Origin of the sequence: Sagittula sp. P11 (genome assembly GCF_002814095.1) — a bacterium.
Taxonomy (GTDB): Bacteria; Pseudomonadota; Alphaproteobacteria; order Rhodobacterales; family Rhodobacteraceae; genus Sagittula.
The window spans coordinates 2,407,607-2,420,496 of record NZ_CP021913.1 but is presented as its reverse complement, the minus strand read 5'-3'; the positions used below and the strand labels follow the sequence as shown (position 1 = coordinate 2,420,496).

11 protein-coding genes and 1 tRNA gene are annotated in these 12,890 nt (G+C 64.4%); 10 read left to right on the top strand and 2 right to left on the bottom strand.

The annotated features are described in order from the left end of the window. The first annotated feature begins 65 nt into the window (after window positions 1-65). The 7 genes from CDO87_RS11670 (at window position 66) to CDO87_RS11640 (ending at window position 6,367) form a co-directional block, all read left to right on the top strand. Window positions 66-944 carry a LysR family transcriptional regulator gene (locus CDO87_RS11670; protein WP_100928932.1) on the top strand — a complete coding sequence of 293 codons (879 nt, stop codon included), beginning with the start codon at window positions 66-68 and terminating at the stop codon, window positions 942-944. 109 nt (window positions 945-1,053) lie between these two features. Then, window positions 1,054-2,178, top strand: a complete 1,125-nt coding sequence (locus CDO87_RS11665) for a spermidine/putrescine ABC transporter substrate-binding protein (protein ID WP_198521705.1) — start codon at window positions 1,054-1,056, stop codon at window positions 2,176-2,178. Window positions 2,179-2,350: 172 nt separating this feature from the next. Then, entirely contained in the window at window positions 2,351-3,190 is an 840-nt protein-coding gene (locus CDO87_RS11660; protein WP_100928931.1) for an ABC transporter permease, read from the top strand. Next, complete coding sequence (locus tag CDO87_RS11655; protein ID WP_100928930.1) at window positions 3,187-3,966, top strand: ABC transporter permease; 780 nt, start codon at window positions 3,187-3,189, stop codon at window positions 3,964-3,966. Before CDO87_RS11660 ends, CDO87_RS11655 begins: the two co-directional genes overlap by 4 nt. Next, window positions 3,963-4,958 (top strand): ABC transporter ATP-binding protein, encoded by a 996-nt coding sequence (locus tag CDO87_RS11650; protein ID WP_100928929.1) that lies wholly within the window; start codon window positions 3,963-3,965, stop codon window positions 4,956-4,958. The genes CDO87_RS11655 and CDO87_RS11650 overlap by 4 nt, the downstream gene beginning before the upstream one ends. Before the next feature lie 10 nt (window positions 4,959-4,968). Beyond that, window positions 4,969-6,201 carry a cytosine deaminase gene (locus CDO87_RS11645; RefSeq protein ID WP_100928928.1) on the top strand — a complete coding sequence of 411 codons (1,233 nt, stop codon included), beginning with the start codon at window positions 4,969-4,971 and terminating at the stop codon, window positions 6,199-6,201. 89 nt (window positions 6,202-6,290) lie between these two features. Then, window positions 6,291-6,367, top strand: a tRNA-Arg gene (locus CDO87_RS11640). A 154-nt stretch (window positions 6,368-6,521) separates the two neighbouring features. Here the strand turns inward: CDO87_RS11640 and CDO87_RS11635 are convergent. Further along, the gene (locus CDO87_RS11635) at window positions 6,522-8,390 is read right to left on the bottom strand and encodes a TniQ family protein (protein WP_157814976.1); all 1,869 of its coding nucleotides are present in this window, start codon (window positions 8,388-8,390) and stop codon (window positions 6,522-6,524) included. Between the two features lie 219 nt (window positions 8,391-8,609). Here CDO87_RS11635 and CDO87_RS11630 point away from each other — a divergent pair. Then, a protein-coding gene (locus CDO87_RS11630; protein WP_100928245.1) for an IS3 family transposase occupies window positions 8,610-9,799 on the top strand; the annotation gives its coding sequence in 2 pieces (ribosomal slippage) (window positions 8,610-8,862 and window positions 8,862-9,799; 1,191 coding nt in all). A 306-nt stretch (window positions 9,800-10,105) separates the two neighbouring features. After that, window positions 10,106-10,843: a hypothetical protein gene (locus CDO87_RS11625; RefSeq protein ID WP_198521704.1), complete on the top strand. Its 738-nt coding sequence runs from the start codon at window positions 10,106-10,108 to the stop codon at window positions 10,841-10,843. Between the two features lie 98 nt (window positions 10,844-10,941). On the opposite strand, the gene xerC is transcribed toward CDO87_RS11625, so the two are convergent. Next, window positions 10,942-12,045 carry a tyrosine recombinase XerC gene (gene xerC / locus CDO87_RS11620; RefSeq protein WP_100928926.1) on the bottom strand — a complete coding sequence of 368 codons (1,104 nt, stop codon included), beginning with the start codon at window positions 12,043-12,045 and terminating at the stop codon, window positions 10,942-10,944. Between the two features lie 187 nt (window positions 12,046-12,232). Here xerC and CDO87_RS11615 point away from each other — a divergent pair, with 187 nt between their 5' ends. Beyond that, on the top strand, window positions 12,233-12,883 hold the full coding sequence (locus CDO87_RS11615) for a hypothetical protein (protein WP_100928925.1): 651 nt from the start codon (window positions 12,233-12,235) through the stop codon (window positions 12,881-12,883). Window positions 12,884-12,890: the final 7 nt, after the last annotated feature.

Sequence of the window (12,890 nt, the reverse complement as noted above, 5' to 3'; positions counted from 1 at the left end):
GGCACAGCCCGAGCATTGGGGAAATTCATTCTGGCAATGCCTGCATAAGGAATGAAAATGTCGGCATGGCCCGCAACATCCCCACCGACCTCCTGCGCAGCTTCGTCACCGTGGTCGACCTCGGCGGGTTCACCCGCGCCGCCGAAGCGCTGGGACGCACCCAGCCCGCCATCTCGCTGCAGATCCGACGGCTGGAGGATCTTCTGCAAACCAAGCTGATCCGCACCTCGGGCCGCCAGTTCGCGCTGACCGACGACGGGGTGGCGCTCGGCCCCTACGCGCGGCAGATGCTCCGGCTCAACGACGACATCCTCGCACATTTCGCCGAAGCGGCGCTCAGCGGCTGGATCCGAGTGGGCGTGCCGACGGACTTCTCCCATGCCTTCCTGCTCGACGCGATCGCCGACTTCGCCGCCCGCCATCCGGACGTGCGGATCGAGCTTGAAAGCCTTCTGTCCAAGGACTTGCGGGAGGCACTGGCCGCCGACCGCCTCGACATCTGCACCGCCATCGTGCCTGACGGCGACGTGCCCTACCTCGTGGAAAGCACCGCCGTGACACCCTTCTGGGTAGTCCGCGACACCTTCCAGGCCGACCGCAAGGCGCCGCTGCCCATCGTCCGCCACCCCGACCCCTGCGAATACGCCGCGCGGATGCGCAATGCCCTCCGGGTCTCGGGTCGAGGCTGGCGCACCGCCCTCGTATCGCGCGACGTGTCCGGGCTGCAGACCGCCGTGCGCGCAGGCCTGGGAGCCACCGCCCTGACCCCCGCCACCCTCCTGCCCGGCATGCGCATCGCGCGCGAAGACGAGGGTTTTCCGCCGCTCGCCCCCCTCCGCATCGGGCTGTTCTACAAACACGCCGCCCTCAGCAAGGCCGGGCACGGGCTGGCCCAACACCTGATGGAGCATATCCGGAAATCCGGTCAGAACGGCTTTCCATAAGCCAGGCAAATACAGCCATACCAACTGGAAATTTCCCAAGCCGAAAATGGCGGCCCTATGCTTTCCCCACCAGAACGGCCGCAAAGGCCTGTCGACAAGGGGGTCACACATGTCCAAACCACTCACCCTGACGCGCCGGAGCCTGCTGCGCACCGCCGCCGCGGCTGCCCTGACCGCGCCGATGCTGAACCGCGCGTGGGCGCAGGAACCGACGACGATCAACATGCTCGCATGGTACGGCCACGCCGAGCCCGACATCGTGGCCGAGTTCGAGGCCGCCAACAACGTCAAGTTCGTGCCGAAGTACTACGCGGGCGGCGACAACATGCTGGCCCTGATTTCCCAGTCGCCCCCGGGGACCTACGACCTGATCCTTTCCGACGCCGAGTTCGTGCAGCAGCTCAACGCCGCCGGCTACATCGAGGAAATGGACCCCTCGCTCTACCCCTTCGACGACTTCTGGCCCGCCTACCAGAAATTCCCCGGCCACTGGACGGACGACACGCTCTGGTCGGTGATGGTGCGCTACGGCCTGCTCGGCGTCTCCTACAACACCGAGGCGCTGACCCGCGAAGAGGCGATGTCCTACAATGCCTTCTGGAACCCCAAGGTCACCGGCAAGGTCGGCCACTTCGACTGGCACCTGCCCAGCCTCGGCCAGATCTCGCTGCTGAACGGCAACCGCGCTCCCTCGCCCTACGACATCGATGAGGCAGCCTGGGAAGCGGTGCAGGAAAAGACCCTTTCCCTGAAACCGCAGGTCGGCGGCTACTTCGACTACGGCGGTACCTTCGCTGCCCTGAAGAACGGCGAGATGCTGGCCATGTGCGGCATCGGCGACTGGATCACCGGCGTGCTGGAAAAGGACGGCGCCCCCGTGGCCTCCGTCATCCCCGAAGAGGGCGGCATCCAGTGGACCGAAAGCTATTCCATCGGCAAGGGCACGACGAAGCACGACATCATCAACAAGTTCATCCAGTACATGCTCTCGCCCGAGGGCCAGGTGAAGTCGATCCAGATGGCCGCCTACCCCGGCCTCTCGCCGACGAAATCCGGCTGGACCGCCATCCAGGAGGCCAACATGGCCGAGGCCGAGCGCTCCGGCCTGATCGAGGGCTCCGACCAGTCGCCGATCCGGCTGCTCGAGGAAGGCCGCCTGTTCTTCCGCGACATCCCGCGCCAGCAAAGTCTCGAGGACTGGAACGACTTCTGGTCGGAATACAAGACCGCCTGACCACCACGCGGCCGCAGGGCCGCATGCGCGCGCCGGTCTCTCCTTCCCGGCGCGCGCACCCGACCGTCGCACACGTCCCGGCCTTCATCTTGGCCGAAATACCTCGGGGGGCCCGAAGGGCGGGGGCAGCGCCCCCTCCGCGGCCCGCCACAGGAACCGGCCCCTGATCCCCATGTCCAAACCCGCAGTCTATCCCTACGTCTGGCGCCTGCCGCTGCTGATCTGGCAGGGACTGTTCTTCCTCGGCCCGCTGGTCCTGATGGTCGCCATGTCGTTCTGGCTGGTCCGCAACTACCGGATGGAGCCGGCCTTCGTCTTCGACAACTGGGACCGGATGCTGGGCCGCGACTACTTCTGGAACGCCTATTGGGTCACGCTCTGGAGGGCGACGCTCGCCGCGGTCCTCTCCACGCTGATCGCCTTCCCCGCGGCCTTCGCGCTGGCCTTCCGCGTTTCGGAGACGACGCGCCGCTGGGCGGTCTTCTTCCTGATCGTGCCGTTCTTCACCTCCTACCTCGTGCGGGTCTACGCCTGGCAGGTGCTGCTTGCGGAAAGCGGGCCGCTCAATGCCATCATCGGCGGGCTTGGCCTTGGCCCCTTCACCATGCTCAACTCCGGCTTCGGCGCGATGGTGGGATACCTCACGCTCGTCCTGCCGCTGGTCGTGATCCTGCAGACCTTCTCGCTCGCCGCCATCGACCGCAACCTGATCGAAGCCGCCCGCAACCTCGGCGCTTCACCACGCGCGACACTGACGCAGGTGATCCTCCCTGCGGCGAAGGTCGGCCTGATCGTCGGCGCGGTGTTCGCCTTCATCCTGTCATTCGGCGATTTCGTCAGCCCGTTCTACCTCGGCGGATCGAAGCCGCCCACGCTGTCGATCCTCATCATCGACACGACAAAGTCCGGCCAGCAGTGGCCCCGCGCCGCCGTCGTTGCGATCATGATGATCGTCACGCTGTTCACTGTCGCCTTCGCCGCGGTCGGCGCCGCCTACGGGAGGCGCAAATGAAGCCCGGCGACATCCTTTCCCGCCTCTACCTCGCGGCGCTCTTCGCCTTCGTCTTCGCACCGATCGTCACCTCGATGATCTTCTCCTTCAACTCGGACCGCTTCCCGACCGTGCCGCTGGGCCACTTCACGACACACTGGTACGAGACCGCGTTTTCGCGGCCCGAGGTCTGGACGGCCTTCAGCAACTCGCTGATCGTGGCGCTGTCCGCCGCGGCGCTTTCCACCGTCCTCGGCTTCGCCACTGCCTACACCGACTTCCGCTACAACTTCCGCTGGAAACCCGCCTACATCGCCCTCGCCCTGCTGCCGCCGACCATTCCGCTTGTCATCATGGGGCTGGCGATGCTGGCGTGGCTCGGGCGGATGGGACTGTCGGGCACGCTTCCCGGTATCGTCATCGCCCACACCGTGATGGGCGCGCCCTTTGCCATGGCGATCTGCCGGATGCGCCTGCAACAGATGGACCCGGCGCTTGAATCCGCAGCGTGGAACCTCGGCGCCTCGCCGTGGCGCGCCATGCAGACCGTGGTCGTGCCCTTCTGCCTGCCCGCACTCATCTCCGCCTTCTGCCTGACCGCCGCCGTATCCTTCGACGAATTCGTCGTGTCGTGGTTCGTCTCGGGCCTGAACAAGACCGTCCCGGTCATGATCCTCGAAATCCTGCAGGGCAACGTCGATCCGCAGATCAACGCCATCGGCACGGTGGTCTTCCTGACCTCCATGACGCTGGTGATCGCCGCCCAGCTCCTGATCCTGAAGAAAAGCCGCACATGACCACCGATCCGCTTGTCCGCTTCTCCGGCGTCCGCAAATCCTACAAGGGCTTCGAGGCGGTGAAAGGCATCGACCTCGACATCGGCCGCGGAGAGTTCGTCGCCATCATGGGGCCGTCGGGCTGTGGCAAGACCACGACGCTCAGGATGCTCGCCGGGCTGGAGACCCCGACCGAGGGAACGATCACCATCGACGGGCAGGTGATGAACAACGTGGCCGTGCACGAGCGCGACACGCCGATGGTCTGGCAGTCGCTGGCGCTGTTTCCTTTCCTCAACGTGAAGGAAAACGTCGAGTTCGGGCTGAAGATGCGCGGCGTCACGGCGCAGGACCGGCACGGGCGCGCGATGCTCTGGCTCGACCGCATGGGCCTGAAAGGGTTCGAGAAGCGCCGCATCGACGAACTGTCCGGCGGCCAGCGCCAGCGCGTCGCCCTTGCCCGGAGCCTCGTGACCGAGCCGAAGATCCTGCTTCTGGACGAACCTCTCTCGGCGCTCGACGCACACCTCGTGATCCGGATGCAGGGCGTGCTGACCCGGCTCCAGCGCGAACTCGGCATCACCTTCGTCTACGTGACGCACTCGCAGTCCGAAGCCTTCGCCATGGCCGACCGCGTGGTCATCATGGGCCACGGCGAGATCGCCCAGATCGGCCAGCCGAAAGAGGTCTACCGCGCGCCGAGGTCCCGCTTCGTGGCAGAGTTCGTGGGCCGCAACAACATCCTGCCGGGCGACGCCCCGGGACAGGAGATCGTCGTCGCCGCCGACCGGATGCAAGTCAGCGCGACACAGCCGGACGCGCCTTCCATCCCTGCCGAATTCCTGTCGGAGGAGTTCGCGGGCACCGGCATCATCTGCTATTTCGAAGGGGCGGAAGGCCAGGAGCTGAAGGCGCAGGTCTCGGAGGAGGCGCTGGAACGGCTCTCTCCCGAACCCGGCCAGCGCTTCTGGCTGAGCTGGCCGTCGGACGCGGCCCACACGATCACGGCATAAGGAGACGCCGATGGACATTCTCGTCAGGGGCGGCACCCTTCCGGACGGCACGCAGGCGGACATCGCGATCACCGGCGACCGCATCACCGCCATCGAACCCGGCATCACCGCCGAGGCGGGAGAGATCATCGACGCCACGGGCAAGCTGGTCTCTGCCCCCTTCTGCGACGTGCATTTCCACATGGACGCCACGCTGTCCTACGGGCGGCCAAGGGTGAACGCCTCCGGCACGCTGCTGGAAGGCATCGGTCTCTGGGGCGAGCTGAAGCGCCTCCAGTCGAAGGAGGGCATCGTCACCCGTGCCCTCACCTATTGCCGCGAGGCGGTGGGCAAGGGCGTCCTCGCCATCCGCTCCCACGTCGATGTCACCGACGAAACCTTCAACACGGTCGAGGCGCTGCTGGAGGTTCGCGAGACGGTAAAGGACGTGCTCGACCTGCAACTGGTCGCCTTCCCGCAGGACGGCTGGTACCGCACCCCCGGTGCCGAGGATCAGGTCGTCCGCGCGCTGGACGCGGGCGTCGACGTGGTGGGCGGCATTCCGCATTTCGAACGCACCATGGCCGATGGCGCCGCCTCCGTCACCGCCGCCTGCACGCTCGCTGCCGAACGGGGCCTGCGGGTGGACCTGCATTGCGACGAATCCGACGATCCCCTCTCCCGCCATATCGAGACGCTGGCGGCAGAGACTATCCGCTTCGGCCTGCAGGGCCGCACCGCGGGCAGCCACCTGACCTCCATGCACTCCATGGACAATTACTACGTCGCCAAGCTCCTGCCGCTGATCGCCGAGGCGCAGGTCGCCGCGATCCCCAACCCGCTGATCAACATCACCCTCCAGGGTCGCATGGACAGCTATCCGAAGCGGCGCGGCCTGACCCGCGTGCCGGAGCTGCGCGCCGCCGGCGTGACCGTTGCCTTCGGGCAGGACTGCGTGAAGGACCCGTGGTATCCGCTGGGATCGGGCGACATGCTCGACGTGGCGCACATGGGCCTGCACGTCGCGCTGATGACCGCGCCGGACCAGATGCGCGCGGCCTTCACCATGGTCACCGACACGCCGGCAGAGATCATGGGCCTCGACTTCGGCCTTGAGACGGGCAAACGCGCCTCGTTTGTCGTGCTCGACGCGCCCGACCCGGTCGAGGCGCTGCGCCTGCGCCCCGCCCGGCTGGCCGTCATCTCGAACGGCAAGGTCGTCGCCCGGACGGAGCCCGCCCGCACCACGCTTCACGCCTTCTGACGGCGCCCGGCGCGGAACGACATATCGTCCATCTCCCTATCGATTTCGCTTTGAGTTTGCCTGCGCAATCGGATTAAAGACATCGCAGCGGTCCCTTAGCTCAACTGGATAGAGCAGCTGACTTCTAATCAGCAGGTTGAGGGTTCGAGTCCTTCAGGGATCGCCACTTGTCTGTCTTCGCGGTGCCAATGCACCATAAGCTTGCACGTTGCGGCGGCTTTCATGCACACCCCCTGTCAAGAGGCTTGGGGTGACGTATCGAAGGTTTCTGCTAGCACACTGAGATAGACAGGTGTTTCAGCATAATCGGTGGCTAGCGGTCACTTTCGCTCCTGAGATTTCAGGAGTGCCACAACCGGCTCGACAGCGTTGCGAAGATAGACCGGTCCGACATTCAGGCCGTTCGGTCGGAACGGCTCGATACCTTCGCTCTGCAAAACGGCCCGAATTGTGTTCAAATGCGCACCAGTTTCGGCCGACAGCATCGATGGTGTCGTGTAGTTGGCCTCAAACGCAGCGATGTCGTCGCGGCTCATGCGCCATTCTCGACGCCTGGTCGTAGGATTCACAACCAGCATCGCAGGCGTGTGGCCACCTTCGATCAGAGCCAGGAATTGAGCTTTCCCCCGAATACCCGCCGACCGGGCGAAGGCCGCTGCTGTCATCTCTCCCTGGTTGGTCGATGGCTTGCGCTTCGGGGCGACCTTCGCCTTGAGCGCAGTAACTTCAGTGATTTCCACCACAAGCCCGTGGTAACCGAACACATCAGGACGCTGACCAAGGCGCAGAGAACCCGTCCGGATGGCCGCAATGATCTCTCCAACAGGAAGGTCCAGCCGCTTGTGAACGAGTTGGATCGTCTCCCACCCTGGCTCATCTGGGGCAACCGGCTGCGCATAGGCCTGCAACTCCTCAAGAAGAGCTTGGCCATCCGCAATACGCCAAGGCGATTTGATCGTTGCAACTTTGGTCCTCGGGACGAGGACACCGTCTGCCTTCAACCCGTTCAATTCGGCCAGGGTCGCGCCGATGGCTCGTCGTAGCGCAAGTGGGCCTACCAATGTCGGGATTTCATCAAGAATGTGCTGCCAGGCCTTCGCGTCAAAGGTCTTGCGGGCATCGGCACGCGCGTCACTGGGCGCGAACGCGCCTGCTTCTTTCAGGAGGTCATCCAAGACAGCCGGCCCGATGCCGGTTTCCTTGGATGCTGTTGTAAGGGAGTGGAGACGCCGCTCTGTGACGGTATGTCCGAGAAGTTCATCACCTGGCGCCAACGGCCATATTTCCAGAAAATAGTCACGAAGGATTTCGCGAAAGACCGCAAAGGCATCGTCATCAAGATAGCTGCCCCTAAGGTGTCGGAGGAGCGGACCCAATTCGCCCTGATTCACGATGTAGCCACCGTCCTGAGAGCGCATAAGGATGTCCAGAGCCGCTCGGAGCCCATCAGGGCCTTGCGAGACAAAGGTAAAGCCCGTGGCCTTGGCGCGCCGGTCGTCCGGGGCCTCACCCTGTTTGCGCAGCAAGGCTCCACCGATAAACTCAGAGATTGTGATCACCGGAAACACCGGCTGTGAGGCCAGCCATGTTTTGTCCGCAGCGATACCCTGCGATAGACGCTTATCAAGCCAAAGGTCATAGTCGGTAGGATCGATGCGCACGCAGTCAAATGATCCTGCTCGCAGGTCTGGCAGGATCTCCGCCAATCTCGCTCCAATATCATCCCGTTCGATGGGGCGCGCGCTGGACCACAAGGGAACGAGGAGATGGAGGTGCTTGTGGCAGATATCAACACCTCTGCAGAGCCAGTCGCCCCGCAAGGCAATTTGCCGCAACGGATGGGGCTGATCGGCTGCATGCTCACGCATGCAAAGTGGACAGCCCCGAATGATCGGGTTTCGCAGGGCCCGCGAGACGAAGACCTCCTTCCGAAACCGCATCCGGACGTCCCCGATGCGTTTACCTGTCCAGGAGAGCAACTCGGCGAGCTGCGTGGCCGACAGCCCTGCGCGTTCTGAGAAAATCGCGACGGCCTCTTCGTCCTGCTCCAGGATACGCCGAAAGGTGGTCCCGAGATCGAGGGCGAAGCTGGCAGCGTCTGTTCCATTCAGGATTGCCATGCGCGAGAACAGCGACGGGAGCGTCTCGCGGTCAACGGGCTCCACTGTAAGGGCGAGTTTCCTCAGCAAGTACACCTCCTGTGTGCTCAAACGCGCCATGTGGTGCCATACGCGGCTCCATAGCTGTTTCGGGATCGGAAGCGAAGTCGCCATTCGCTGCAAGCGCAGATCGAGAAGAGCCTGTCCGGCCCCTGCGCAATGACAGCCTGTCATCCACGTGTGGCATGACCTGCCACGGGATTTTTCCTCCACCGTCGATTAGAGTCCGGCCCAACCTGAGGACGGACAATGAAGCGAACGAGATTCACGGACGAGCAGATCATCGGCATCCTGGCCGAGCATGAGGCCGGCGCGAAGTGCGCCGATCTATGCCGCAAGCACGGCATGTCGGAAGGCACCTTCTACAACTGGAAGGCCAAGTTCGGTGGCATGACGGTATCAGAGGCCAAGCGGCTGAAGGCGCTTGAGGATGAGAACGCCAAGTTGAAGAAGCTTCTGGCCGAACAGATGCTGGATCTGGCGGCGATGAAGGATCTGGTTTCAAAAAAGTGGTAGGGCCCGCGGTGAAGCGCGAAGTCGTCGCCTATCTTCAGGCTGAGCATGGCCTGTCGGAACGGCGGGCCTGCCACATCGTCGGCGCGGATCGCACGATGATCCGCTATCGATCTCAGCGCGCGCCGGACACGGTTCTGCGCGGCCGGTTGCGGGACCTGGCCAACGAGCGTCGGCGGTTCGGCTACCGGCGCCTGTTCGTGCTGCTGCGCCGCGAGGGCGAGCCCTCGGGGATCAATCGGATCTATCGGCTCTACCGCGAAGAAGGGCTGACGGTGCGCAAGCGGAAGGCGCGGCGCAAGGCGGTCGGAACGCGGGCACCGATCCTGGTCGAGGCGCGACCGAACGCCCGTTGGTCATTGGATTTCGTCCATGACCAGTTCGCCAACGGCCAGCGCTTCCGCGTGCTCAACGTGGTCGACGACGTCACCCGGGAATGCCTGGCGGCGATCCCGGACACCTCGATCTCAGGGCGCCGTGTCGCGCGTGAACTGACGGCCCTGATCGAGCGCCGCGGCAAGCCCGGCATGATTGTCAGCGATAATGGGACGGAGCTGACCAGTAACGCGATCCTGCGGTGGTGTTCCGAGCACCGGGTCGAATGGCACGACATCGCGCCGGGCAAGCCGATGCAGAACGGTTTCGTCGAAAGCTTCAACGGCCGGATGCGCGACGAGCTGCTCAACGAGACCATGTTCCGCAATCTGGCCCATGCGCGGATCGTGATCGCAGCCTGGGCTACGGACTACAACACCGAGCGCCCCCATTCGGCCTTGGATTACCAGACCCCGGCTGCCTACGCGCGGACCCTGACCACCGCAATCGCCCGCCCCGCTGCGCGAGATGAAAGCTCCGCGCGCCGGGCGATTGCTCAACCTGCGCCAACCGGCGTAAACACTAACCGGGCTCCGGTCGTGGCTGGATGAAAGTTCAGTGGCAGGTCAACCGCGTCGCGAAAAAATCTGGCGCGGATAGCCACTGGTTTCGGTATATGGGGCTGCACAAAACACAAAAGCCTCACGAAGGAGGCTTTCATTGATGTTCTGGCATTCTGAATTTGGTTGCGGGGGTAGGATTTGAACCTACGACCTTCAGGTTATGAGGCAACCCGAGGGGGCCGGAATAGTCTTTCAAAAGCAAATATTTAGAGAGATTTTGGGTGGGCGACGTCGGCGTCGTGTCGCACGGAGCGGACGCAAATCATTGGGAAGAAACGGGAAAGCCGCATGTTCATGAATCAGCGAACCTCGGAAGTTTTCAGCCTACTGGCGGATTACGTGCGCAGCCCCTCCCTGCGCCACATGCGAGAGCAGCGGTCCCTCGCCAAACTGGCCCTCGAGATCGTCACGAAACTCGATCAGGACAGCTCCGTCTGGAGGAAGTGGGAAGGCCCGCGGGACAAGGTCCTGGCCTCGGCGATAGACTGCTGGATCCCGAAGGACGACATGCTCGCCTTCCTGAATGGCCTTCCTGGTCCGGCTCTGACGATGACCGATCTCGAGCAGCGCATGAAGGCCATGATCGAGGAGGAATACCTCGGAGATCCGGAACCGAAGCTCGAGGCCGAATGTCTGGCCATCTACCAGGCCGAGAAAGAGGCTGGCACGGAAGTGCCCGCCATCATCGGGCGCATATCGGATTATGTCGGCGCGCAGTGGCAGCGCTTGCGCGACGAGGAGCGTGCGGAGACCGAGCGGCGGTCGGAAGAGGCGCGACTGGAGCGGGAGCGGCGGCTCCTGTCCTACGCCGATTGTCCATGGACCCAGATCAAGGGCTCGAAATTCTTCTATTGCCGCAAGAATGGCCGGGTCTTCCAGCTCAAGCGAAACAGCGACAAGAGCCTGACGCTCTATCGGGTGCAGGAGGTCGACGACGCCGCCAGCGGCGACATGATTGGCCGCTATCGATCCCGCGGGGATGCCAGCAAGGTGGTGGCTAAGGCGGCCTATGAGCCTGAGCCATTTCGGTAGAGCGGCCCCAAGCCCCGCCACAGGGGCGTTGGTGAGGGCCGATCCCGGCCATACGGGTGCACCGGGCGAAGCATCCAGCAGCCGCCACTCGGAATCGATCACCCCAGCAGCTTGGCCTCGACCTCGGCCATGGCATTCTGGTGGTCGGGCGACGGGAACAGGTGGCCGTAGCGCTCCATGGTCATCTGGATCGAGGAATGGCCTGCGAAGGTCATCACCTCCTTGATCGAGAAGCCCTGCTCGATCCAGAGCGACACCGCGAAATGGCGCAGGTCGTGCCAGCGCAGCTTCACGCCGATGTCCTCCTGCAGCTTGCGGAACCGGGACTGCGTGTTGGTGTGCTGGAGAACGCCACCGCGCGGCGCGGGGAACACCAGTCCGAGGTCGCTTTTCGGACAACGCAGTTTCCAGCGGCGCAGGGCGTTCAGCACCATCGGCCCGGCCGGAATGTCGCGATAGCCCGCGCGCGATTTCGGCTCGCCCATCTGGTTGTAGGCGTCGGCGCGTTGGCGCACGTGGATGAAGCCCTTGTCGAAATCGACGTCCCGCCAGCGCAGGCCGCGCAGTTCCGAGGCGCGCAGGCCGGTCAGCGCCGAGACGATCAGGTGCGGTTTGAAGTCCTCGTCGGCCGCCTCGATCAGCGCGCGGATCGTCTCCTTCGACGGCACCGGCGCCTTGTAGTCGATCCGGCTCGACTTGATCACCCGCACGCCCTGCGCAGCGTTGGTGAAGAGCTGGCCGTTGTCGATGGCGTGGTCGAGGATGAGCTTCAGCACCGAGAGCGCGCGCCGCGTCAGATGCTCGGACCGGCCGTTCAGCAGCAGCCGGTCGCGGAACTCGTTCACATGGCGGCGGGTCAGCTGGACGATCAGCTTGTCCCCGATCCCGATTTCGGGAACCGTGATGTGCAGCCGAACATAGTCGCTGTAGCCGCGGAGCGTGGACCGCTCCATCCGCCGCCCCGTCTTGCACCGCACCTCGCAGTGGTCGAGCCACGCCTTGGCGGCGTCGGCCACGGTGATGCTCTCGCTGTCGGCCAGATAGGTGTTGTTGGCGACGAGCGAGCGGACCTTGACGAGATAGACGTCGGCATCCTTCCGGCGCGGGAACAGCTTCGAGCGGCGCTTGCCGGCTTGGTCAGTGAAATCCACCTGCCAGCGCACCAGGCCCGAGGGCAGCGTTCTCTTCCGGATCGTGGCCATCCGACTTTCCCTATCCCTAACAATGCGTTGGGCATCGTCAGCCTTCCGCATTGCCATTCTTCTTCCGGCATAGCGAGGCGAAACCGACCGCCTCGGAAGCCAGTAATGGATTTTTAGTCCGAAACTCTCTTGTGCGCCAGAGGTTTTGAACCTAAAGTCCGAAACAGACTCAGGAGACCCCGCCGCGATGGCAAAGCTCAGCGACCTCATCCCCACTCTCGCGCAGGTGCTGCCGATGCCCGAGCAGACGGTGTCGGTGATCGCGCGCGCGCTGCGGAAGGAGCGGCTGATCTCCACCGGCGGGCGCGGGCCCGGCGCCGCCGACATGACGCCCGAGGATTGCGCCCGGCTGCTGCTCGCGATCATGGCGGCCGATCAGGTGAAGGACGCGGTCGAGGCGTCGCAGCGGTTCTGGGAGTTCCCCGTCGAGGACCTCCACAGCCAGGACACGATGCCCGAGGACGAGCAGGACGCCTGGCTCCCGCTGCCCGAGCCCATGCGGGCGCTGACGCAGGTAAAGACGTTCGGGGAGATGCTGGCCGGGCTGATCGCGGCGGCGCGGGATGGGGCGCTCGACGCGGCGCTCGGCGGCGTGATGCTCCCCTTCATGAAGATCGAGGTCGAGCGGCGGTTTCACACCGCATCCGTCTCCCTCGCCGGGTCCAGCGACGGGCTGATGCCCGACAGGACCGTGCTGATCGCGAGCTTTGCCCCGCCGAAGGGGCAGCTGCGAAGGTTGATGGAGGCATCCGGATTTCACGAGGGCGGCGACGCGATGATCAGCTTCGCCGTCAGTCAGAGAACGATCATCGCGCTCGGCGCGCTGATCCGCACCTAGGAGGACA